At 39.7% G+C, this 23,618-nt stretch carries 19 protein-coding genes; 9 read left to right on the top strand and 10 right to left on the bottom strand.

The genetic code is table 11. The features are described 5' to 3' along the window. Positions 1–120: 120 nt before the first annotated feature. Both CKW03_RS03185 and CKW03_RS03190 read right to left on the bottom strand, forming a co-directional pair. Positions 121–873: a lysophospholipid acyltransferase family protein gene (locus tag CKW03_RS03185; protein WP_236736566.1), complete on the bottom strand. Its 753-nt coding sequence runs from the start codon at positions 871–873 to the stop codon at positions 121–123. A gap of 54 nt (positions 874–927) precedes the next feature. Further along, positions 928–2,298, bottom strand: a complete 1,371-nt coding sequence (locus CKW03_RS03190; protein ID WP_093100799.1) for a dipeptidase — start codon at positions 2,296–2,298, stop codon at positions 928–930. A 221-nt stretch (positions 2,299–2,519) separates the two neighbouring features. Here CKW03_RS03190 and CKW03_RS03195 point away from each other — a divergent pair, with 221 nt between their 5' ends. Both CKW03_RS03195 and CKW03_RS03200 read left to right on the top strand, forming a co-directional pair. Beyond that, complete coding sequence (locus tag CKW03_RS03195) at positions 2,520–5,306, top strand: outer membrane beta-barrel protein (protein WP_093100798.1); 2,787 nt, start codon at positions 2,520–2,522, stop codon at positions 5,304–5,306. Positions 5,307–5,314: 8 nt separating this feature from the next. Continuing rightward, complete coding sequence (locus CKW03_RS03200; protein ID WP_169918972.1) at positions 5,315–6,100, top strand: GLPGLI family protein; 786 nt, start codon at positions 5,315–5,317, stop codon at positions 6,098–6,100. A gap of 278 nt (positions 6,101–6,378) precedes the next feature. Here CKW03_RS03200 and CKW03_RS03205 read toward each other — a convergent pair whose 3' ends face one another. Both CKW03_RS03205 and CKW03_RS03210 read right to left on the bottom strand, forming a co-directional pair. Continuing rightward, positions 6,379–6,558 carry a BF3379 family histone-like protein gene (locus CKW03_RS03205; RefSeq protein WP_093100795.1) on the bottom strand — a complete coding sequence of 60 codons (180 nt, stop codon included), beginning with the start codon at positions 6,556–6,558 and terminating at the stop codon, positions 6,379–6,381. A 127-nt stretch (positions 6,559–6,685) separates the two neighbouring features. After that, positions 6,686–8,824: a S46 family peptidase gene (locus CKW03_RS03210; protein ID WP_093100794.1), complete on the bottom strand. Its 2,139-nt coding sequence runs from the start codon at positions 8,822–8,824 to the stop codon at positions 6,686–6,688. Positions 8,825–8,905: 81 nt separating this feature from the next. Between CKW03_RS03210 and CKW03_RS03215 the strand changes: the two genes are divergently transcribed. The 6 genes from CKW03_RS03215 to CKW03_RS03240 all read left to right on the top strand — a co-directional run bounded on the left by CKW03_RS03215 (position 8,906) and on the right by CKW03_RS03240 (position 15,432). Continuing rightward, entirely contained in the window at positions 8,906–10,267 is a 1,362-nt protein-coding gene (locus tag CKW03_RS03215; RefSeq protein ID WP_236736565.1) for a DEAD/DEAH box helicase, read from the top strand. After that, the gene (locus CKW03_RS03220) at positions 10,264–10,506 is read left to right on the top strand and encodes a hypothetical protein (protein WP_093100792.1); all 243 of its coding nucleotides are present in this window, start codon (positions 10,264–10,266) and stop codon (positions 10,504–10,506) included. Before CKW03_RS03215 ends, CKW03_RS03220 begins: the two co-directional genes overlap by 4 nt. Before the next feature lie 2 nt (positions 10,507–10,508). Next, the gene (gene gldC / locus CKW03_RS03225) at positions 10,509–10,859 is read left to right on the top strand and encodes a gliding motility protein GldC (protein ID WP_093100791.1); all 351 of its coding nucleotides are present in this window, start codon (positions 10,509–10,511) and stop codon (positions 10,857–10,859) included. Positions 10,860–10,909: 50 nt separating this feature from the next. Next, a complete protein-coding gene (locus CKW03_RS03230; RefSeq protein WP_093100789.1) occupies positions 10,910–11,320 on the top strand; it encodes an EVE domain-containing protein in 411 nt (136 codons plus the stop codon). A gap of 159 nt (positions 11,321–11,479) precedes the next feature. Beyond that, complete coding sequence (locus CKW03_RS03235) at positions 11,480–12,217, top strand: LytR/AlgR family response regulator transcription factor (RefSeq protein ID WP_093100788.1); 738 nt, start codon at positions 11,480–11,482, stop codon at positions 12,215–12,217. A gap of 5 nt (positions 12,218–12,222) precedes the next feature. Continuing rightward, positions 12,223–15,432, top strand: a complete 3,210-nt coding sequence (locus CKW03_RS03240; RefSeq protein WP_093100786.1) for a sensor histidine kinase — start codon at positions 12,223–12,225, stop codon at positions 15,430–15,432. A gap of 196 nt (positions 15,433–15,628) precedes the next feature. Here the strand turns inward: CKW03_RS03240 and CKW03_RS03245 are convergent, their stop codons facing one another. From CKW03_RS03245 to ileS, 6 genes are all read right to left on the bottom strand, one after another. Then, entirely contained in the window at positions 15,629–16,156 is a 528-nt protein-coding gene (locus CKW03_RS03245) for an acyl-CoA thioesterase (protein ID WP_093100784.1), read from the bottom strand. A gap of 2 nt (positions 16,157–16,158) precedes the next feature. Further along, a complete protein-coding gene (locus CKW03_RS03250) occupies positions 16,159–17,088 on the bottom strand; it encodes an SDR family oxidoreductase (RefSeq protein ID WP_093100783.1) in 930 nt (309 codons plus the stop codon). Next, positions 17,076–18,017, bottom strand: coding sequence for a M20/M25/M40 family metallo-hydrolase (locus tag CKW03_RS03255; protein WP_093100781.1), 942 nt, complete (start codon positions 18,015–18,017; stop codon positions 17,076–17,078). Before CKW03_RS03255 ends, CKW03_RS03250 begins: the two co-directional genes overlap by 13 nt. A gap of 67 nt (positions 18,018–18,084) precedes the next feature. Then, complete coding sequence (locus CKW03_RS03260; protein ID WP_093100780.1) at positions 18,085–18,735, bottom strand: lipoprotein signal peptidase; 651 nt, start codon at positions 18,733–18,735, stop codon at positions 18,085–18,087. A gap of 57 nt (positions 18,736–18,792) precedes the next feature. Further along, positions 18,793–19,176 carry a TraR/DksA family transcriptional regulator gene (locus CKW03_RS03265; RefSeq protein WP_093100778.1) on the bottom strand — a complete coding sequence of 128 codons (384 nt, stop codon included), beginning with the start codon at positions 19,174–19,176 and terminating at the stop codon, positions 18,793–18,795. Between the two features lie 3 nt (positions 19,177–19,179). After that, positions 19,180–22,593, bottom strand: coding sequence for an isoleucine--tRNA ligase (gene ileS / locus CKW03_RS03270; protein WP_093100777.1), 3,414 nt, complete (start codon positions 22,591–22,593; stop codon positions 19,180–19,182). A 73-nt stretch (positions 22,594–22,666) separates the two neighbouring features. Between ileS and CKW03_RS03275 the strand changes: the two genes are divergently transcribed. Then, positions 22,667–22,906 carry a hypothetical protein gene (locus tag CKW03_RS03275; RefSeq protein ID WP_093100775.1) on the top strand — a complete coding sequence of 80 codons (240 nt, stop codon included), beginning with the start codon at positions 22,667–22,669 and terminating at the stop codon, positions 22,904–22,906. Positions 22,907–23,618 lie beyond the last annotated feature (712 nt).

The raw sequence follows: 23,618 nt of genomic DNA on the forward strand, positions 1-23,618 counted from the left end.
TTTCACGTTTTCGCAAAAATAATATTTAATTTAACTAATGCAAGGAAATTATCTTTAATTCTTTGTTAACGGGTATATTTTGCAGAAAATCAACGTGTTAAAATGAAACATTTCTTAAAATCAGCTGCTCTGATTCCAGAGTTTTTTCATTTTTTCATAAACTTCCATTTCAATTGAGTCATATTTTAGACTTGAACCACTGTCATAAGTAATCGGTTTGAGTACCGATATTTTTATTACCCCTGGTTTTGAACCAAATCTTCCGCCATCATCCCATAAGATTTCCCAAGCATTATGGATCACTACCGGTAGGATGGGAGTGTTGTTTTCAATCGCCATTTTAAAGGCTCCTGCCTTGAACTTGTGAAGTACCGGTGGAAACTCCTCATCTATCTTTCCCTCCGGAAAAATCACGACAGATTTACCTTCTTTTAAGAGCTCAGTTGCTCTTTTAAATGCCTTAAAGGCTGATATCTTACTTTGTCTGTTTACTGGGATGTCAATTGATTTAAAGAATATTCGCGTAACGGGATTCTTCATTAATTCTACTTTACCAATAAAAGAAAATTCTTGGGGACAGAGATAAGTGAGTGCGGTAATGTCTAATATGGAAGTGTGGTTTGGACAGATGATATAGGGTTTGCTCCAATCAATCGGTACCTCATAGTCTATTTTGAACCTGATACCGACTAGATGTACACTGAGGATGGAAATCCATTTCCTGAACCAAACTATAGAAGAGTAATGCTTAACGGGGTTTTTAGAAAGGAAATATAAAATTGGAAAACATAATGAAAAGAAAAAAAGGACGGATACGAAATATAATAACCTATGTATTTTCTTTAAAAATATTAACATATCTTCCTTAAACATCTTTTCTGATGGTATAAAAATATAAAAAGCTTCACAATCGTGAAGCTTTTTATTTTATTTACTTAGTTCAGCATAATATTTATGGAACAAAGGAATAGTTTCGATTCCCTTTAAATAGTTTTCAATACCATACTTTTCATTTGGAGAGTGCAGATTGTCTGAATCCAAACCAAAACCTAGCAATACAGTTTTGATACCTAATTCTTTTTCAAATAGAGCAACGATTGGAATAGAACCACCACCTCTTGTAGGGATTGGTTTTTTATTAAATGTTTCTTCCAATGCTTTTTCAGCAGCCTTATATGCGATGCTGTCCGTAGGGGTAACTACTGGTTCACCACCATGATGAGGTTTAACTTCTACCTTAACTGATTTAGGAGCGATCTTTTCAAAATGTTCCTTGAACAATTTAGTGATACGCTCAGAATTTTGATTAGGAACCAAACGCATTGAAATCTTTGCGAATGCTTTTGAAGGCAATACAGTTTTTGCACCTTCTCCAATATAACCACCCCAGATACCGTTTACCTCCAAAGTAGGACGGATTCCAGTGCGTTCAATCGTAGTGAATCCTTTTTCACCCCATAATTCCTTCACACCTAGATCTTGTTCGTATTCTTCAACATCAAAAGGAGCTTCGTTCAAAGCTTTTCTTTCTGCTTCGGTCAATTCCAGAACATCATCGTAGAATCCTGGGATCGCGATATGATTATTCTCATCATGTAAAGAAGCAATCATTTTTGAAAGGATGGTAGCAGGGTTGGCTACTGCACCACCATACACACCTGAGTGAAGGTCACGGTTAGGACCAGTAACTTCAACTTCAACATAAGAAAGACCACGCAATCCTGTTTCTAAAGAAGGATTTTCTAGGCTGATCATGGAAGTATCTGAAATAACGATTACATCAGCTTTAAGACGCTCTTTGTTCGCATTGACAAAGATACCCAAGTTAGCTGAACCTACTTCTTCCTCTCCTTCGATCATGAATTTAACATTACATGCCAATTCATTTTCTTTCATCATATATTCAAAAGCCTTTACGTGCATGTAGAACTGACCTTTGTCGTCAGCAGCACCACGAGCATAGATTTTACCGTCGCGAACAGTTGGCTCAAATGGAGGAGTTTCCCATAATTCAATGGGATCTGCCGGTTGAACGTCATAATGTCCATAAACCAAAACTGTAGGTAAACTTGGGTCGATGATCTTCTCCCCATATACGATAGGATAGCCTGCAGTTGGACAAATCTCAACATTGTCGGCACCTGCATCCTTAAGTTTTTGAGCTACAAATTGTGCGGTATTGATTACACCTTCCTTGAACTGTGGGTCAGCACTAACTGATGGAAAGCGCAATAATTCAAATAATTCTTCTAAGAAGCGATCTTTGTTTGCTTCTACATAGTCTTTGATTTTTTGCATTTCAAAAGTGTTTTTACAAAGGTAATGAAATAAATTTTACAAGAGCTGTAACTTTTTCTTTCTCCCAACGACATATGATTACAAAGAATTTCAATAAATGAAATCTCGTTTTTTAAACCATTGTGTTAAATGATTGTTAAAGAGCTTTTAGTTTTCTGTTATTTCTCACAATAGTGATAATTTAGTGCTGCCTTTATTTGATTTGAAACTTTAACTTTTTTATGAAACCACTAACCAAAGTAATCTTAAGCCTATTTCTCGGTTTATTTTCACTTGCAAGTTTTGCCCAAACTAAGATCACGGGTACTGTCGTTGATGAAACCGACAAGACAAAGCTAACAAATGCCACAGTCATGCTATTGCAGGCGAAAGATTCCATTCTCGTTGATTTCACGCGAGCAAATCAAGAGGGCAAATTCTCTCTTAATAATCCCGATACCACGGATTATATAGTCATCATCAGTTATCCTAAATTTGGTGACTTCTTTGAAACGATCAGCAAAGGCACCGGAAACAAGAGCCTCGGTGAAGTCACTATGCAAAGTGCTGCCAACTTGATTGAAGAAGTGTTAATTACCGGTAAGATTCCCGTAGTCATCAAGGGAGATACCGTAGAATACGATGCATCCAGTTTTGTCACCGAGAAAAATGCGAAGGTAGAAGACCTGTTAAAGGTCCTTCCTGGTATCTCTGTCGATGCTTCTGGTAAGATTACTGCTCAAGGGAAGACCGTTGAAAAGGTCCTTGTTGATGGTGAAGAGTTTTTCGGAGATGACCCTAAGCTCGTAACCCGTAATATCCGTTCGGATATGGTGGACAAGGTGCAGGTCTTTGAGAAAAAATCTGAAGAGGCTGAACGGACAGGAGTTGATGACGGAACGCGTGTGCAAACCATCAACGTAAAATTAAAAGAAGATGCCAAGAACGGTATGTTCGGTAAGCTTGAAGGAGGCGGAGGTCTAGATGATAACTCCGGTTATTACCTTGGAAAAGCAGCCATCAATAAATTCAAAGGTTCTCAGAAGATCTCTGCATACGGTATTACTTCTAATGATGGTACAACAGATTTAGACTGGCGTGAAGCTGAGAAATTTGGTGTCGATAATGGAAATATGACTGTCCTGGATGATGGCGGAATTATGATCACTGGTGGTGGCGGATTCCTGAACAATACCAATAGGGGACAACCTAAAGCCTTGACCGCTGGGGTTTCATTTATGGATGCTTGGAAAGAAAAGAAACATAAGCTGAACCTTAATTATAAGTATGGTATGGCGGAAAATGAAGTCAATACCAACACCATTAGCCAAACACCATTGACGGAAGGTATCTCAAATTCTGAAACTGATAACGATGATATCTCAAAAAGTACCGGACATCGTCTGAACACAAAATATGATGTCAATATCGACTCCTTGACTTCCCTGACATTACGTGTGGCTGCTTCAAAAATGAACAGCGAAAATAATACACAGCGTAGTGGTAAGAGCTTTAAAAATGGTGAACTTCAATCGGAAGATGAGCGTTCTCAAGATATCAATTCTTCAAATGACAACTTCAACTACGATGCTAACTTCACTAGGAAATTTGCAAAAGAAGGCCGTTCCATCAACTTAAAGTTCACTGGAAACTTGGGTAAGACAGAATCCGATATGATGTTGAACTCTTCTTTGAAGAACGTAGTAGAAGGAACAGAAACAGTAGTGGATCAGTTTAAAGACAATTCCAACAACTCGAATTCGATCATGGCTGCTGCAACATATACAGAGCCAATCTCTAAGAAGATCAATATGGCCTTTGGGTATGAATACACCAATTCTAAAGCACATTCCATCAATAGTGCCTACAACAAAGATGCTTCTGGAAATTATACCGATTTCGATGAGGAATTCAGTAATGACTTCAATTTCAATACGGTTAGAAACGCTGCTAATATTTCATTCAACTATAAAGCTGATAAAATTGAGTTTAACTTGACCAATAATATCAGACATGATGATATGTTCCAGAAGAACAACTTGGCAGGGAATGAGATGAGCAGAGATTACCTAACTTATAATCCTAGAGCTCGTTTCAGGTATAACTTTACCAAGGCGAAATCATTGAACTTATCGTATAATAGGTCCAACTCATTGCCTTCCTTGTTCCAAATCCAACCCTTGAAACAAAACGAAGACCAGATGAACCAATATTTCGGTAATGAAGGGTTGAAACCATCCGTTTCAAACAACTACAACCTGAACTATTATTGGTATGATATGCTAAAAGGAAAGAATATGTACACTGGAATTGGTATGACGCAGACATTAAATGCGATCCAGACCGACGTGGTTATCCATCCTTCCCTGAAAAGAGATCTTTATTATGTCAATACCGATAAGGCCATGATCAATGGTTATGTATATGGTGGTTACTTTTTTGATCTAATCAAGAAACAGCAGATCAAGATGAACTTAGGATTGAATGCAAACCTAAATAACTATTACAACAAGATCAAAGACCTTTCTGATGTCAATAATCCAAAGGGTTTTGAAGAAAATAAAAACATCAGCTACAGCTTCGGAACGGATATCGGTTTCCAAAAAAATACAACCAAAGGATTTGATTTTTATCTGAATTTCAATCCAGGCTATAGAGTCTTGAAGACGACATTGAACCCTGAGTTGAATTCTGAAGGTTTCACATTCGACTCTTACGGTAGATTTACTTACTACCTACCTGCGAAAATTCAGTTGACTGGTGAGTTGAACTACGAATATGAGGCAGCGACTAAATCATTACCTACCGATTTCAGTAGGTTGAAGTTCAGTCCTGGTGTCTCTAAGAAATTCCTGAAAAATGAAAGCCTGATTGCATCGTTCTATGTGAATGACGTATTCAACCAAAACGTTGGATTTAGCAGAAGCCAATCTGGTCAAGCGATCACCCAACAACGCTTTAACAATATCGCAAGATATTACATGCTGAAACTATCTTGGGAATTCACATCAATGAAAGGAGCTGAGTAATTATGAAAATGAAATATATATTATCGACTATACTTTTGGCCATCCTGAGCATGGGATTCGCCAATGCACAATATGCGTTCTTCCCTGAACAAGGAACCATTACCTATGACAAAACTGTTCACGTCAAGAATCTGATGCGTAGGCATATCCAAACCTTAAAAGACGGAGATTTCTCCAAGAAGTATTTTGAGGAAATGATGACCAAGGCTCCAGAAACTGCGGTATTGACCAAGAAACTGTCATTTAGCGGTTCCGAGTTCTCCGTTGAGCCTGTTGAAAAGGATCAGCCGCAAATGGTGGCTAATCTATTGCGTATGGGACTTCTGGATTACGGAGCTAAAGTATACCAAAACTTGGCAAAGGATGAATCCTTACAGACCATGGAAATGGGAGGCTCACAGATCAACATTAAAGACTCCCTGACGAACGTTAAGTGGAAGATAACAAATGAGTACAGAAACATTGCGGGATACGATTGTAGAAGAGCTAACGGCGTCACATTGGACTCTGTGTATGTAGTTGCCTTCTATACCGACCAGATCCCAACTGCAGGGTCACCGAGTACCCTTCATGGCTTACCTGGAATGATCTTGGGATTGGTGGTTCCAGAACAACATTTCAATATCTATGCAACAAAGGTGGAAATGCAAGCAACCACAGTGAACTCCAATATCTTTAAGAAAAAAGCGGATACCATGACCAGACAACAAACCAAAGATCGTATGAAAGAGATCTTTGGCCGTTGGATGACCGACAAACAGTTTAACCTGATCATGGCTGCCATATTCTTATAGGGTCATAATAAGATCTTAATTTATTAAGCAATTCAAAATTAATGATGATGCAAAGAGCCGGATTTATCCGGCTCTTCGCTTTGAGAGAGTAATTAGTATATAGTATTTAGTATATAGTATTTAGACCTAAGTCTGTGCTCGAAAGAGTTGATCGTTTTATCTTGGTCTATCCTCTCATCCCTTTAATCCTGGTTCAAAAGTCTCCCCAATCCTGGTTCAACTGCAAAAAAAAATCCCGGTCAGTACTGACCGGGATTTTTATGCTTTAATTCAACGAATTATTTCTTCTCGTTTTTCTTAGAAGTAACTTCGTTACGAATTTCTTGAGCTAAAGTTTTGATCTCTTGTAACCCTTTACGAACGCGTGTTCCTGCAGCAGAGTTTCCGTTATTGAAGAATTTTTCTGCGTCAGCTTCGATTGAAGCTACTAGCTCTTTTAATTTAGTGTAGTTTTCCATTTTTTAATTAATATAATTTTAGTTTTTCTTAATTAATTCTCTAATATATCATAAATATACAAAAGGAATGCAAACAATGCGAATTTTAAAATGTTTTTTTGTGTTATAAACGCCTTTTTTGTGGCATCTACTCTACTATTTTCAATTCGTCGATGATGTTTTGAGCACCCGCAAACTTGTCAATTATGAAAAGAACGTATCGGATATCAACCGAAATCGTACGTTGCAATTTCGGGTCGAAAATCACGTCTCCAGCCATTGCTTCAATGTTTCCATCAAAAGCCAAGCCAATTAATTCGCCATTTCCGTTTAAAACTGGTGATCCTGAGTTACCTCCAGTGATATCTTGATCACTTAAAAAGTTAACAGGTAGATAGCCAGCTTTATCAGCATAACGTCCAAAATCCTTGTTTTCATATAGTTCCATTAACTTTTTAGGTAAATCGAACTCCTCATCTCCCGGTTGGTATTTCGCAATAGTACCTTTCAATGTGGTGTAATAATTTTCTTTGGCATCATTCCTTTTGTCCTTAGGCAATGCTCTGATCGTTCCGTAAGTTAAACGCAAAGTTGAGTTTGCATCTGGGTAATACTTACCGTTAGGATCCATTTTCAATACCCCAGCGATGAACTTTCTAGAGGCAGCCAAGAACTCATCATTCATCTTTTCAGCCTCAGGAGAGGTCTCGCGATATTTATCCATCAAAGATGAAGATAGTTTGTAAAGAGGATCTGAATCAATCAGCTCAGCTTTAGGGTTTTTTAGGTATTCAGCCAATTTCGCTTGGGATCCAAAAATACTGTTGTCAAATGCAGATTTGATATCAGCTTGGAAGTTTCCGTTGTTTTTGTTGGCCATTTCGCGAACATAAGGAGCGATATCACCAGCCTTAGCAGCATATAGGTTCAATTCATCCGCCAATACATCGATTTCCAAAGGCATGTATGCTTTCTCATAGTTGTCTGCAATAAATGCTTCCAAACGAGGAGCCATTTCTTTGCGTTTAGCCTCGTTTTCCTGCGCATATTGTTTCAATCCATTACCTAAAGAAGTAGGGATAGCTGCGAAAGTCGAAGAACGTAACATACCGATCAGGTAATTGTCTTGTCTCGCCTTATCGTTTGTCTTTGCATAGAAATCATTGATTACAGCGATCACATTTCCGTATTCTTCCTTGTTTTCAGGACGGTTAGCCCATTTGTTGAATTTCTTCTCTTGCTTGCGTTTTGCAGCTGCGGTCTTATGCTTTTTCAAGGCATCGATCATCCCTTGTCTGTTTTTCCAGTAGTTAGCTACTCCAGAATATTTAGAAGCATAGTTTAATTTTACCGCTTGGTCTTTGTCCATGTATTTTTTCATGGCATCCATACCTACTTTAGAAGCTTCAACCCATGCAGGATATGCATAATTAACGTTTTGGTCAATTCCTGCTGCATTCATCCAACGGTTTGTACGGCCTGGGTATCCTAAGATCATCGAGAAATCGCCATCTTGGAATCCTTTGATACTTACCGGTAAGAACTTTTTAGGCTTCAAAGGAACGTTATCTTTTGAATATTCAGCAGGATTGCCGTCTTTATCAGCATAAACGCGGAAGATAGAGAAGTCACCGGTGTGGCGTGGCCATTCCCAGTTATCGGTATCACCGCCGAATTTACCGATACTGCTTGGCGGAGTTCCTACCAAACGCACATCCGTAAAGTCTTGGTAAACGAAGTAGTAATATTCATTTCCATTGTAGAATGGACGAACAGAAACTACATACTTTCCGTTTTCACTATTTTCTTGTTGAATTTTAGCAATTTCTTGATTGATAACCTTTTCGCGTTCTTTTTCCGACATCTTATCGTTTACCAATCCTAGGATACGTTTTGAAACATCATCCATGCGGACAAAGAAACGAACGTACAATGATTTAGGCTTCAGCTCTTCGGCGTGGTTTTTAGCCCAAAATCCATTGGTTAAATAATCATGTTCTGGAGTAGATAATTCCGCGATTGCTCCATAACCACAGTGGTGGTTCGTGAATACCAATCCGCTTCCCGAAACAATCTCTGCGGTACAACCACCGTTAAATTGCACGATTGCATCTTTTAAGCTAGAGTTATTGATGCTGTAAATTTCTTCGGCTGTGAGTTTTAAGCCTTTTTTTTGCATGTCAGCTTCGTTCAGACGCTTTAGGTGCATCAAGAACCACATGCCCTCATCTGCAAATGAGAAAGTGCCAACGAGCGTCAGCACACATAGTAATACTAGTTTTTTCATATCAACCTTTTTTGTGGTAGGACAAATTTGCTGGAATTTAGGCGCAAATCAAAATGATTTGTAAGGAAATCAGGCCACTGCATGTCCTTGGATTTAACTATCTTTGCCAAGATGACGTCATTTGAAGACTTTAAATTTAATAAGCAGATCCTAAATGCAATAGCCGAAGCGGGCTATACAACCACGACTGAAATCCAAGAAAAGGCGATTACGCCGATTCTTGCAGGGCAGGACGTGATGGGAATTGCGCAGACTGGTACCGGAAAGACTGCAGCATTTGTGCTGCCCATGCTCATGAAGCTGAAATATGCCCAAGGGAATGACCCAAGAGCATTGATCTTAAGCCCGACCAGAGAACTTGCTATGCAGATCGAAGAGCATATCAAGCAATTCTCCACTTACCTAGACTTAAGAACCGTTTTATTATATGGTGGTTTGGGACCTAAAACCCAAAAGGAACTCCTTGCTAAAGGTTGCGATATCATTGTCGCTACCCCAGGCCGTTTCTTAGACCTCTATTTAGAAGGTGATATCAATGTCAAGAGCCTTAAGTTCTTGGTGCTTGATGAAGCCGATAAGATGATGGACATGGGCTTTATTGGAAAGATCCACCGTGTCTTGGAAATTGTCCCTAGAAAAAGACAGAACCTACTCTTCTCTGCAACCATGAGTGAACTCGTGCGCAAGATTGCAGGTGATTTCTTGGCATTCCCAACCGTAATTGAAGTAACCGAACAGGCCACTCCAGCACAAACCGTGACCCAGGAGCTTTACCATGTTCCCAACTTAAAGACAAAGATCAATTTATTGCAACACTTCTTCAAAGACGATGAAACATTCAGTAGGATCATCGTTTTTACCAAGACCAAAGTGGTTGCCGATCGTATATATGCTTTCCTTGAACGCAAATATGGTCCAGAAGAGGTCCGTGTTATCCATGCGAACAAAGGACAGAATACCCGCATCAACTCCATAAATGCCTTCAAAGAAGGTGAAGTACGGATCTTGGTAGCTACCGATGTGGCTGCCCGCGGATTAGATGTTTCTCAAGTGAGCCATGTGATCAATTTCGATGTGCCTATTGTCATTGAGGATTATGTGCACCGTATCGGGAGGACCGGACGTGCCTTTCAGACAGGTGATGCGATCACCTTCTGTAATCCTGCAGAAGAATATTATGTGGCAAAAATCGAAAAGCTAATCAGGCAGACCATTCCTTTGAAGGAATTACCTGCTGATGTGGTTATAGAAAAGACACCTTTCGACGAAAAACAGGATATCGCTAGAGAAATTGATAATCAGAAGAAAAAAGATAACCCTGATTTCAAAGGTGCATTCCACGAGAAAAAGTATGCCATCAAGGCGAATAACTCAAAAAGAACGGCTCGCGGAAAAGGTAAGCCAGTAAAAAAAGGAAATAGCAAACCCAGCAAGAAGAGATGAAGCTAACCCCTTTGAATATTACCTTGGCTTGTATCCTGGTATGGGCAATTTCTGAAATGGGATCAGGAGATAAACCGTTGTTTTCATGGGCTTGGCTCCTCATCCTTTCTATTGTGCTCATCGTTGTGGATATCTTGTTCCGCTTATGGACCAAGAATACCCAACGCCTATGGATCATGCAGATCGGTTTTATCTTAGTGGTGGGTATTGTTTCAATGTTAATAAAATTACAGTTTTAGATATGAAGAAAGCAGAAATCAAACTCCAAATCGAGTTAGATGATTCAAATGTTCCAAATTCCATCCAATGGAGTTCGACCGATGGACAGAATACAGAAGAATTACCGGCGAAAGCTATGTTTTTAGCTTTATGGGATGCCCAATATAAAAATTCATTGCGAATTGACCTTTGGACAAAAGATATGCCTTATGATGAAATGAAACGTTTCTTCTACGAAACTTTGCAAACACTAGGCGACTCTTTCTTGAGGTCTTCTGGAGGCGATCCAATGGCTGAAAAAATTATTGGCGATTTACGGGACTACTGTGCCCACTACGCTGATAAAATGGAAATCTTGGAGCAACAGAATTAATTGATTTGGGAATCTGCCGGCAGTGATGTTGGCTTAATCTATATGCAGATATGAATTACTTTTTGGTGAAATCAGAACCATTTAAATATAGTTGGGAACAATTTAATAAAGATGGGGAGACTTTTTGGGATGGCGTGCGAAACTACCAAGCTCGTAACAACCTGAAAGCTATGAAAAAAGGCGATTTGGTCCTTTATTACCATAGCAATGAAGGTAAAGAGGTTGTAGGATTGGCTAAAGTCGTGAAGGAGTTCTATCAAGACCCGACCACTGAAGATGAACGTTGGGTAGTGGTGGATTTGGCTCCAGTGGAAACTTTCAAACATCCAGTTACCTTAGAAACCATCAAGGCAGACCCACTGTTACAAGATATAGCCTTGGTCAGACAAGGAAGGCTATCCGTGATGCCCCTCAAAGCCGAAGAGTTCGATCGAATTGTTCAACTCGGAAATTCAGACTAAAGACTTAGAAACTCCCCAAATCGGGGAGTTTTTTTATTTTCTCATTATCTATCCTCTTTCAATAGCTAAAATCCCTTCTTTGCTCATTCATCCTAATTAATTCAAAAATTTCAAATAACTTTATAGAAGCTGACTCATTAATAACCAATCACCAGAAATATGATCAAGGCAATTATTTTGGATGATGAAATTCGTGGTTCCGGATTATTGCAACATAAGCTGCAACAATTCCAGGAGCTTTTGGTCGTCACGGCGGTATTCAATGATCCCCAAGAAGCCTTGCTGCAAATGCCCAACATGGAATGTGATGTGCTCTTCCTGGATGTAGAAATGCCTTTCATGAATGGATTCCAATTTCTGGAAAAACTTGGTCAATTTGAATTTGAGGTCATATTTGTCACCGCATATAATATCTATACCTTGGATGCCTTAAAGGCAAATGCCCTTGATTACCTCTTGAAACCGGTCAATAATGAGGAACTCAAGAAAGCCATTGTCAAACTTGAACTTCGGATCTCCCAAAAGGAAAAGTTGAAAAAAGCTGACCTTTCGGAAAACCGAGTATGTATGGGCAGACTAGCTCTACCAACAGCAGAAGGGATACATCTCGTAAAAAAAGATGATGTGATCCGCATCGAAGCGATGAGCAATTACAGTATCTTCTTTCTAAATAACCTGTCTAAAATCATTGTATCCAGAACATTAAAGGAATTTGAGATGTTATTGGAGAATACACAGCTATTCCGCGTCAATAGAAGTGTCATCGTTAATTTAGATTACGTCGTAAAATATAAAAAAGGAGAGGGGGGAACCTTGGAATTAGTCGATGGATCAGAGATTGAAGTCTCCCCGAATAAGAAGAAACAATTGATGGATAGGCTGTTTACAACCTTCTAAATCGAATGGATGTGAGGATTTTTCTATCGTTTGTCCTTGCAGTATGCTTGATATCTTCAACTGCTTATGCTCAAAAACGAATTTATAACTTCCTTCATTTTACCGAGAAGGAAGGTCTTTCCAGCAATGAAGTTGAAGGGCTTGCACAAGATAGCAATGGACTGATCTGGATCAGTGGTAAACGTGGGCTTTCTTATTTTGATGGACAGAAGTTTACCGAAGTGAAATTTGAACACACGAACGGGGTGATGCTCAATTACCTCGGTAGCATGGCTATTGACCATCATAACAGGATCTGGATTACCAGTAACAGCCATGGCTTGATCTGTTATGACCGTAATAAACCAGCAGGAGAAAACTTGAGTTCCTATACGGCCAAAGTAAGCAACAAAGGATTGGTGAAAACCAACCTGTATGATGTATTGGCTTCAAAATCTGGTCTTATATACTTTTCTGGTCAGGAGACAGACCTTCAATCCCTCAATCCAGAAACAGGAGAAATCAAACAGATATCCATGCCTGGGATTCCCAGTAAGAACTATCTGACCATCTTTTCATTAGACGAAGATTCCCTGGGGAATATATGGATGGGAACCCGATATGATGGGTTGATCTGCTATAACCCTAAAAAACATACTGCAAAACAGATAAATCTCGAGAATGAAGGTGAAAATGCAGTGGATGGAATTGTCCTTCGTCCTGATCGTATCTATGCCGGCTATTATGACCATGATCTTATCGCCGCTGATTATAATTTCCAGAACTCTATATCCTCTATTTTGGGTTGGGACAAAAGCGTCAATTTTTATGATAATAGCATCAGTTCTATTGCCTTTTGGCCGACTGAAAATAAAATCCTGATTGGGCATGTTTCCAATGGTATCTACACTTATCAACCGGAAACCAATCAGGTCGAGTATATTTCGCTGCAAACCTTGATGCCAATTACTCCTAAACCAACCCGAATATTTGATTTCTGCATCGTCAAGGATGGATATTGGCTTGCAACCAATTCAGGTTTGTTTTATTATTCTACCAAACTCAACCAAATCAATAACCTTATCGAAGATCGCTATGCTGATCCCATCATAGAATTATTTAATTGGAAAGGTAAAGTTTGGTATAGGACAGAAACTGATTTTGGGGAATTGGATGCAAATCAAGATTTTCGCCTATCAAAATATTCCTTAAAGCAACTAAAGATTGGATCCCTATTAACAACAAATGAGGCTATTTATGTCTCGACTATCGATCAAGGAGTTTATGAATTTAAGGACCCTAAAAAAGGTATGGTTCCATTGGAAGTCAGCAATGAGGATCAAGGTCTTAGAAAAGCCGATTGCAATAGTATTGTCTTGGATACCATTGCTAAGCAAGCCGTTCTTTGGATAGGCTCTTGGAATTCAGGTTTATATCGGTATAATTTAAAAACAAGGCAACTGGATTTGTTCACGGTCAATGATGGGCTCCCAGACTCCAAGGTTATCTGCGTCGGCAAAGATGCCGAGGGATCCATTTGGCTTGGAATGGATGGCTATGGATTGGTCCGATTGGAAAATAAGATAAAGCCCGAATTCATACAGTTCTCCCAAAATAAACAACAGTCCAAAACCATTCAATCCAATACAGTGTTCTCCTTTCTCTTAGATCGCCAAAGCCGTTTTTGGTTCAGTAATGCCAGTTCAGGAATTGCAGAAATCAAGAAGAATTATAAAGGTGAATATGAGTTTATTCAATATCCTGAAAAAAACACCCAACCTTGGCTGTATTCTGTGAAATTACAAGAGGATAAAAATGGATTGATTTGGATGAAATCCCAAGATGGAACCATGTTATTCCATCCAGATGCCAAGGTATTTTTCCATTTAAATGAATCAGCTGGTATCTACCCACCTGAGGAATATATTACCCATAGTTTTTTTATCCAAGCGAATACCTTATTCTGGTGTACCAATTGGGGTTTGGTCAAAGGAGACCTGCCAGTTTTTTTTCCAAATAATGAAATCAGTTTTAAGCCTTTAATCAATCAGTTTATTGTTCAACATTTGGATAGATCGGAAGAACTATTCCAAAATGAAATCAAATTAAGCCCCGATGAGAATAATTTAATATTCAATTTCTCAGCAGCGGAACAAGTTTTTTGGCAGGGACTTAAATTTCAATATCAATTAATAGGATTCGATACTGATTGGGTAGAAAGCTCGGTAGATCAGCTAGCCGTCTATAATAATCTAGAAGGTGATGATTATACGTTTCAGGTTAGGGTAGGCGATCAGTTTGGAAACTGGTCCGCACAGCTTGCCACAATCGATATCAGTCTTGCTTCACATTGGTATGCAACACTTTGGTTTAAGCTGCTGTTTATTGTATTATTTCTTTCGGCTATTACCCTGTTTTATTTCTATCGATTGCAACAACACAAGAACATCAATAGATTGCAGGCAGAATACAACCAAAAGCTTCAACAGGAACTACTGATGAACGAATCGAAGATCAAGGAGCAAGCTGCTGATATTGAAAAGGAGAAACAGGAACGTTTGGAGAATGATTTCAAGCAGAAACTCTATGAAAGCGAACTGAAAGCTATCCGTTCTCAGATGAATCCCCATTTCATCTTTAATGTTTTGAATTCCATAGAGGCCTATGTCGTAGAAAAAGATAGCAAAAGTGCCAGTGACCTGATCCAAAAATTTGCCAGCATTAGCCGATTGGTCTTAGAAAATTCCCAATATTCTATCGTCAGCCTGAGTTCAGAGATCCAATTATTGAAACTTTACCTCGAACTGGAACAGGAGCGCTTTAATCATGCTTTCGATTTTGAACTGGAAATTCAAAAAGATCTGACACTAAAAGAAAGAAAAATTCCTTCCATGTTGATTCAGCCAATTGTTGAAAATGCAGTACATCATGGCGTGAGACATTTGAAATCCAAAAAAGGACTGATCAGGATTTCTATAGCTGAACATGACAAGAAAATTGTCATACAGATTATGGATAATGGGGTTGGTTTTAATAAAGATTCCGATAATAAGTCCTCGGCTTTCAAACAAAGTTCCTTCGGTATAAAAGGCGTGCAAGAAAGGATCAATATCATCAATAGCTATTATCCTATGCCTATTGCTTCCATGCAGATCAATCAGGAGGATGAGGATTCCATATTTACTACGATCGTCTGTATTACCTTGCCGTCAAGTTCCGATTTAATGGAGACCTAAAGGGAAACATTCTATAAGGGTATGCATGCGGCGGGCGAATTCAATTCGCCCCAACCAAAATTCCTATCCTAATTCTCCCCATGATCCTGACGTATCCTCCTATCCTTTGAATCCTGGTTCATTCCATGATCTTGGTCTATCCTCCCATCCCTTTAATCCTGGTTCAAACCCCCATTCAACAAAAAACAACCGCTCCTTATCCCTTATGCTCGAAAAGGTTGACTAAATTCTTGATCTCTGTTGCATTTTCTGGTTTTAGTTTACCCGCTAATAACAACCTTAATTCTCTTCTTTGCATGGCTTCATCGTATAAGGTCTTTTCCTTCTCAGACTCTGGAATCAATTTAGGGATAGCTTTTGGGCGATCAGACTCATCGATGGATACAAATGTATAGTATGCCTCATTGGACTTCACTTTGGTGCCTTGAGGAAGGTTTTGGGCAAAGATTTCCATTCTTACTTCCACGGAGGTATTGAAGGCACGGGTTACTTGCGCCTCAATGGTCACCACTTCACCTAACTTAATGGAACGCTTGAAAGATACATTGTCCACCGAAACGGTTACCACTTGGTTATTGCAATGCTTTTGGGCAGCCATTGCCGAACAGATATCCATCCAATACAGGAGTCTTCCGCCCATTAGGTTTCCAAAAGTATTGGTGTCATTGGGAAGTACCAATTCATTCATTTCGGTATAGGACTCCCTTGCATATTTATCTTGCATAGTTATTTTCTAAAGTATGTATATTGTTGATCGATATAAGCCAATGATTCGCGGAATGGAGTCGGTTTAAATCCCAATTCGCGGATCGCTTTATCTAAAATAAACCCTGTTTTTCGAGGACGGTTTTCAGCTTGCCCAATTTCAGCCGCTTGGATAGGACTGATCAGGGACTTGTCGAAATTCCAATAATCTGCCAATTCCTCAACCGCTTCCAAAACGCTGAACATTTTTTCGCTTGAAATATGGAAGATGCCTTCTGCATTCTTGGTAATACAAAGCAAACAAGCATGAGCCAGATCATCAACCCAGGTTGGCATTCGCCATTGGTCGCTGACCACTTTGATAGCCTCTTGGGCTTCCAATTTGGATTTAGCCCAAAGTACTAAATTCGATCGCTTCGGGTCTGCAATGATGCCATATACCAGGATGGTCCGCAATATAGCAGCCCGGCAACCGGAATAGCTCACTGCCTCTTCGGCATCTAATTTACTCTGTCCGTAAGCATTGCATGCTGCGGTATCAGCAAGTTCATCATAAGGACCATTTTTTCCATCAAAAACAAAATCTGTGGAAAGGAAAGTTAGGTGGATATCCTTGGCTTTGCATTCCTCAGCAAGCAATTTGACCACATCTACATTGAGCTTTTTGCAGTTTATGGGATCTTGCTCGCAAGCCTCCACACTGGTCATTGCTGCGGTATGTACAATATGGGTAGGATTAAACGATTCTATAAGGCGAATAAGGCCTGCGGAATCTAGTAAGTCCAATTGTACAAATTGATAACCTTGGTTATTCGGATTTCTGTTTGCCGAATGAGAGGTGCAGCATAGTGTATAGGCTGTTTCTCTTAAGATGAAATCTGTTAATTTCTGTCCTAGGAAACCATTGGATCCTGTGATCAAGACTCTGATATTTGAACTTAGTTGGTCCATTGAAAGTCCATCTTAGGTTGTTTCATGGAATTGTCCAGCACATCGATCTCCAATTGCAGAATAGCTTCCATGGCTTTGTAGTCTATCCTTTCTTCATCATCAGTCGGTTTATGGTAGTCATCATGCCCACCAGTATGGAAAAATAGGACAGGGATGTTTTTCCTGTAAAAGGAGGTTTGGTCTGAGCCTCCATTTCCATCACGGCTCTTATTGAATTTGATGGTACTGCTGATCCCTTCGAAGATCTTAGGGAAAGCTGAGCTTGTTCCATATCCAATGACGGCCAGACCATTGTCGGGATTATAACGGCCGATCATATCCATGTTTAACATCCATTGGATGGATTCTAAAGGGATAGTTGGATTTTCGGTAAAATATTTTGAGCCTATTAATCCCAATTCCTCGGCGCCAAAACCGATAAATAAGAGATTAAAGGGTTCTTTGATGTCGTTTGTAGCATAATGCCTCGCTAATTCCAATAATCCAGCTACGCCAGATGCATTGTCATCGGCTCCATTATGGATTTTCCCTACACCCAAGGAGTCTTTAGAACCGCCGATTTCACCTTTGCCTAAGTGGTCATAATGTGCTCCGACAACGATAGTGTAAGGAGCAGCATTGTCGATGAATCCGATGATGTTGTCCGATCTTCTCTCGGCATTTTCTATCTTCACTTTGGTCACCTTTGCGGGAAAATTCTGTCGGTATCCATTTTCTCCTTTTGGTTGCAATTTATATTTCTTGAAGTATTTCTCGACGTAGTCTGCTGCTTTTGACGAACCTTTCATCCCCGTCTCCCTTCCAAGCATTTTATCTGATGAAAGATATTTGATGTGTTTTTTGAGATTTTTAGGGTTTACTTGCGCATTTGCTGAACCTAAAATTGCCAGACAAAGAGCAATAGAAAAAAGTATTCGGAGATTTTTCATGTCCAAATATACGGATAAAGCGAAAAGTGTCGTAATTAGCTTTGTTAACTTTGTTTAATCGAAAGGTTTAGTCCTCTACGATTTCACTATTTGCATGTGATTTCTCATCATGTTCTTCCTTAAAATAGCGTTTTTGGAAAATCAGGATAAGGAAAACCCCTACAGAGATTGCCGAGTCGGCAATATTGAACACTGGTCGGAAGAACAAAAAGTCCTCACCACCCCAAATAGGGAACCAGGTAGGGAAGGTCCCGCTGATCAGTGGGAAGTATAGCATATCGACTACCTTGCCGTGCAAGAAAGTCGCATAGCCCCCGCCATCAGGGAATAGGACTGCTTTGGAGAATGGAGTACTCTCGCTAAAGATCAATCCATAAAAGGCACTGTCTATGATATTGCCGAGTGCTCCAGCAAATATCAAGGCTACGTTCAGGATAAAACCACGGTTATACTTGTTCTTGACCATATAATGGAGCCCATAACCAATGCCCATGACAGCAATGATACGGAACACACTCAGGAAAAGCTTGCCATATTCTCCACCGAATTCCATTCCATAAGCCATGCCTGGATTTTCAATAAAGTGAATCAGAACCTTATCACCTAAAACTTTGAAATCCTGACCAATGGTCATGTTTAATTTGACCCAAAACTTTGAGATTTGGTCAACTAATAAAATGATAATAATCAGTAGAACGGGCTTGGAGTATCCTTTCATAGCATATAAAAATGGTCTTTGCTGTTGATAACAAAGACCATTTAATTAATCTTTTGCTTAATATTGTTTGTTTTTAGCCTCAATACTCAAGGTGGTATGAGGTACAGCTTTCAATCTTTCTTTTTGAATCAACTTGCCAGTTTCTCTACAGATGCCGTAAGTTTTGTTTTCAATGCGCACTAGGGCTGCTTCAAGATTGTCGATAAATTTCTTTTGACGAGCTGCTAATTGGTTGATTTGCTCTTTTTCCAATGTGGCAGAACCATCTTCTAATGTCTTGTAGGTACCTGCTGTATCGTCAGTTCCATTCGCATTGCTATTACTTAAAGAAGTAGTCAAAGAGGTCAATTCCTCTCTTGCTATGCGCAACTTCTCAAGAATTATTGCTTTAAATTCCTGTAATTCAGCATCACTGTACCGTGTTTTCTCTGTGTTTCCCATACTTTAAATTTTTTCTATTGATAGCAATAAATTCTCTCCATCAATTTCGATAGCATCTCCATTTGCCAGTGCACTATCGAATTTCAGACTGTCGGCTAAAATTTCCGTACAAATATACGAGAAATTATTATCTACAGCTTGTTGAATTTCAGTATTTTGACTTAAGGTCACATTTATTCGGTCTGTAACTTCAAATCCTTTATCTTTTCTGAGATTTTGAATACGGTTAATAAGCTCTCTGGCCATCCCTTCATCCTTTAACTCTGCAGAAATATTAACGTCTAAAGCTACTGTTAAACGTCCTAAATTAGCAACTTGCCATCCTTCTACGTCCTCTGCTATGATTTCTACATCTTCGCTGCTAATTACATATTCCGTGCCAGTTAACTGAATAGAACCTTGGTTTTCTAGTTCTTGGATCTGTGCTGCATCCATACTTTGGATAGCACTGGCTACCATTTTCATGTCCTTACCTACCTTAGCACCAAGCACTTTGAAGTTAGGTTTTACCTTTTTCTTGATGATACCAGTGGTGTCGGTAATGAATTCAATATCCTTGATATTTGTTTCTGAAAGAATCAAATCTTTTACCTTCTCTACCTTGGCTTGGAACGAACTGTCCAGTACAGGCACCAGGATCTTGCTCAACGGCTGTCTTACATTGATTCCTGTTTTCTTTCTCAAGGATAAGGTCAATGAAGATATATCTTGTGCCAAGGCCATGCGTTCCTCCAATTCCTTATCGACCAATTCCACATGGTAAACAGGATAGTCAGCTAAGTGAACAGATTCATATTTTTCTTTACCAGTAGCGGCATTTAAATCCAAATACAACTGGTCTGCAAAGAATGGCGATATAGGTGCAATTAATTTTGCAATGGTATCCAAACAAGTATATAAGGTTTGGTAAGCTGAAATTTTATCCTGTGAGTATTCACCCTTCCAGAAACGACGACGGCATAAACGAACATACCAGTTACTCAAATGCTCGTCCACAAAGTTCTGGATTGCACGTGCTGCTTTGGTCGGTTCATAGTCTGCATAGAATTCATCTACCTCTTTGCTCAAACTGTTCAATAAGGAGATAATCCAACGGTCGATCTCAGGACGGTGTTTCAATGGGATCTCTGGCTCTGCATAGTTGAATTTATCAATGTTGGCATAAAGCGCAAAGAATGCATAGGTGTTGTACAAGGTTCCGAAGAATTTACGACGAACTTCATCCAATCCTTCTTCATTGAATTTCAGGTTATCCCAAGGTGCTGCATTACTGATCATGTACCAACGGGTTGCATCGGCTGAATATTTGTCGATCGTAGCAAATGGATCTACTCCATTGCCTAGACGTTTGGACATCTTGTTTCCATTTTTGTCCAAAACCAATCCATTAGAAACAACATTCTTGAATGCAATCGATCCGCGTACCATGGTTGAAATAGCATGCAGGGTAAAGAACCAACCACGGGTTTGGTCAACTCCTTCAGCAATGAAATCTGCAGGGAATGCTGAAAAATATTCTTCCTTGAATGGAAGGGCTTCCCCTTTTTCCAATTTATCGTAATCTAATCCCCACTGCGCATAAGGCATAGCTCCTGAATCAAACCAAACGTCGATCAGATCCGGTTCACGGAATAATTTCTGGCCGCCATCTGAAACCAAGATGATGTCATCCACATAAGGTCTATGCAGATCTAGATCATCAGTTCCAAATTTGTCCAAGTAGGATTTGTTGGTTGCTTTTTCATCTTCTGTTAAGACATCTGAGTTTAATGAAGCCTCCAAATAAGATTTCAACTCTGGCATAGAACCAATGCAGATCTCTTCATTCTCATCTTCACTTCTCCAGATCGGTAGGGGAGTTCCCCAATATCTCGAACGGGAAAGGTTCCAGTCAACCAGGTTTTCCAACCAGTTGCCGAAACGACCGGTTCCTGTTGCTTCTGGTTTCCAGTTGATAGTTTTATTCAAGGCCACCAATTCTTCTTTCACCGCTGTGGTTTTGATAAACCAGCTATCCAAAGGATAGTAAAGTACCGGTTTATCCGTTCTCCAACAGTGTGGATAGGTGTGCTCATATTTCTTTACATCAAATGCTTTGTTCTCTTCTTTCAGCTTGATCGCAATCAAAACATCCGTAGGACGGAAATCCTTTTCTGCGCGCTCTTCATTCGAGTAATATTCTTCTTTTACAAAACGGCCTGCAAAATCAGTGATTTCTTTCACGAATTTCCCTGTTTTATCAACCGTAGGGACTTCTTTGCCATTTTCATCAAGTACCATAATGGATGGAATACCATTCTCACGAGCTACCCTAAAGTCATCTGCACCATAGGTTGGTGAGGTATGCACGATACCTGTACCATCCTCAGTGGTCACAAAGTCACCTAAGATCACACGGAATGCTTTTTCTCTAAGCTCTTCAGAAGTCACGTAAGGCATCAATTGATGATAACGTAAGCCTTCAATTTCCGCACCTTTAAATTCTTCAACGATTTCCCAAGGGATAACCTTGTCGCCAAATTTATAGTCTTGGAAGGAAACCTGTTGACCGTCTGCTTTAAAGTGCTTAGCGATCAGGTTTTTTGCCAAGATTACCGATACTGCAGTTCCAGTGTATTGGTTGAAGGTTTTTACTTTGACATAGTCAATGTTTTTACCCACGGTCAAGGCACTGTTTCCTGGCAAGGTCCAAGGAGTAGTCGTCCAAGCAAGGAATGCTACATCTTCATCTTGGTTTTCCACCAAGCGATCCATCATAGGGTGGATCTGTTGCTTGTCCAAACGGAACTCGGCAACGATGGTTGTGTCTTTCACATCCTTGTAGGTTCCAGGTTGGTTCAACTCGTGTGAGCTCAAGCCTGTTCCTGCAGCAGGAGAATATGGTTGTATGGTATAGCCCTTGTACAGTAAACCTTTTTTGTACAGATCCTTCAATAAGAACCATAAGGTTTCAATATATTCATTCTGGTAAGTGATATAAGGATGTTCCAGGTCGACCCAATAACCCATTTTTTGGGTCAAGTCGTTCCATACATCGGTGTATTTCATGACCTCCTTACGACAGGCATCATTATAGTCCTTTACGGAAATTTTCTTACCGATATCTTCTTTGGTGATCCCTAAAGTCTTTTCCACAGCTAATTCAATAGGCAAACCATGGGTGTCCCAACCCCCTTTACGTTTAACCTGATAACCTTTCAAGGTTTTATATCGGCAAAAGATATCTTTGATCGTCCTTGCCATAACATGGTGAATACCAGGCATTCCATTTGCTGATGGAGGTCCCTCATAAAAAGTGTAGGGTTTGCTGGCTGGTCGATTGGAGATACTCTTTGCAAAGATGTCGTCAGTCTCCCAACGTTTCAATACTTCTTTGCCTATTTCTGAAAGATTTAACTGCTTATATTCCTTGTACATCACGTAATCTAATTCTGATTTTTAAAGGTCGCTAATTTAGTGAAAAATTTGCATAAATAATAGACAGAAGGGAATGGGGAGATTTGGGTTGGGGTGTTGGGGTTTGAACCAGGATGAATGGGATGGGAGGATGGACCAAGATTTGGGAATGAACCAGGATGAATGGGATGAGAGGATGTGCCAAGATCGTGATTTGAACCAGGATTCCCTTCGGCGCCGCTCAGGGTACGGGATGAGAGGATGGGCCAAGATCTTTTCCGAAGGTCGAGAGGAGTCGAGACCCGGCACAGGATTAATGAGGCAAGATCATTAGCGGTATATTCAAACATGGCACGTTAGCCTGGAAGTCGCGCAAAAACGATGTTCGATTAATCGAACATCGTTTTTGCATTTACCCTATATTGTTCAATGCCATTTCTAAAATAATTCATCCCCGCTGGGGATGAATGGGGGATAAAAATATTCTTCTGGTAAATAAATATGGGTATGAATGGATACAAATATAGATCTAACAAAATGTAATTGGTACGCAGGAAGGATCTCGGAACTATTTAATCCATATTGGTATTGGCGAACAGGGCATCATTGGTATTAGCGAACAGGTCATCCATCGAAGATGGATGATGACAAGATCTTTATGGGGCATTTACGTACAGATTCTTCACTAATCGTTCAGAATTGGAAATGCGTTTGGGAGGGATTCAGAGCGGAGCGAAGAATCTATTTTTTTTTTAAGGATTGTTCATCGTGAGCAGCGCGAACGAACTGTTTTTTTCTAAATAAGAAATTTCAGAAAAATATTTCACCCTCGCTAGGGGTTTTCCCATTTTCGCCTCATCCTTCTACAAAGATTCTACCCCTTCCAGGGGTTTTCCACAAACATCAACCCTTCCGCAGGAAGCCCTTTAGCCTCAGGCTCATTTCCAGTGGCGGAAAAATGGATAGAATGCCGATGCCTGTGCGATGGGATTGGCCTTGGAATGCTTTCAATAGATCATCCAATCAAAAGGGATGATCTATTGAAA

Source organism: Sphingobacterium mizutaii (assembly GCF_900187125.1).
Lineage (GTDB): Bacteria > Bacteroidota > Bacteroidia > Sphingobacteriales > Sphingobacteriaceae > Sphingobacterium > Sphingobacterium mizutaii.

Excerpts from the sequence above, each read along its gene's own strand:
- CKW03_RS03185 (WP_236736566.1), bottom strand. The coding sequence starts at position 873 with ATGTTTAAGGAAGATATGTTAATATTTTTAAAGAAAATACATAGGTTA.
- CKW03_RS03190 (WP_093100799.1), bottom strand. The coding sequence starts at position 2,298 with ATGCAAAAAATCAAAGACTATGTAGAAGCAAACAAAGATCGCTTCTTA.
- CKW03_RS03195 (WP_093100798.1), top strand. The coding sequence starts at position 2,520 with ATGAAACCACTAACCAAAGTAATCTTAAGCCTATTTCTCGGTTTATTT.
- CKW03_RS03200 (WP_169918972.1), top strand. The coding sequence starts at position 5,315 with ATGAAATATATATTATCGACTATACTTTTGGCCATCCTGAGCATGGGA.
- CKW03_RS03205 (WP_093100795.1), bottom strand. The coding sequence starts at position 6,558 with ATGGAAAACTACACTAAATTAAAAGAGCTAGTAGCTTCAATCGAAGCT.
- CKW03_RS03210 (WP_093100794.1), bottom strand. The coding sequence starts at position 8,824 with ATGAAAAAACTAGTATTACTATGTGTGCTGACGCTCGTTGGCACTTTC.
- CKW03_RS03215 (WP_236736565.1), top strand. The coding sequence starts at position 8,906 with ATGTCCTTGGATTTAACTATCTTTGCCAAGATGACGTCATTTGAAGAC.
- CKW03_RS03220 (WP_093100792.1), top strand. The coding sequence starts at position 10,264 with ATGAAGCTAACCCCTTTGAATATTACCTTGGCTTGTATCCTGGTATGG.
- gldC (WP_093100791.1), top strand. The coding sequence starts at position 10,509 with ATGAAGAAAGCAGAAATCAAACTCCAAATCGAGTTAGATGATTCAAAT.
- CKW03_RS03230 (WP_093100789.1), top strand. The coding sequence starts at position 10,910 with ATGAATTACTTTTTGGTGAAATCAGAACCATTTAAATATAGTTGGGAA.
- CKW03_RS03235 (WP_093100788.1), top strand. The coding sequence starts at position 11,480 with ATGATCAAGGCAATTATTTTGGATGATGAAATTCGTGGTTCCGGATTA.
- CKW03_RS03240 (WP_093100786.1), top strand. The coding sequence starts at position 12,223 with ATGGATGTGAGGATTTTTCTATCGTTTGTCCTTGCAGTATGCTTGATA.
- CKW03_RS03245 (WP_093100784.1), bottom strand. The coding sequence starts at position 16,156 with ATGCAAGATAAATATGCAAGGGAGTCCTATACCGAAATGAATGAATTG.
- CKW03_RS03250 (WP_093100783.1), bottom strand. The coding sequence starts at position 17,088 with ATGGACCAACTAAGTTCAAATATCAGAGTCTTGATCACAGGATCCAAT.
- CKW03_RS03255 (WP_093100781.1), bottom strand. The coding sequence starts at position 18,017 with ATGAAAAATCTCCGAATACTTTTTTCTATTGCTCTTTGTCTGGCAATT.
- CKW03_RS03260 (WP_093100780.1), bottom strand. The coding sequence starts at position 18,735 with ATGAAAGGATACTCCAAGCCCGTTCTACTGATTATTATCATTTTATTA.
- CKW03_RS03265 (WP_093100778.1), bottom strand. The coding sequence starts at position 19,176 with ATGGGAAACACAGAGAAAACACGGTACAGTGATGCTGAATTACAGGAA.
- ileS (WP_093100777.1), bottom strand. The coding sequence starts at position 22,593 with ATGTACAAGGAATATAAGCAGTTAAATCTTTCAGAAATAGGCAAAGAA.
- CKW03_RS03275 (WP_093100775.1), top strand. The coding sequence starts at position 22,667 with ATGGGGAGATTTGGGTTGGGGTGTTGGGGTTTGAACCAGGATGAATGG.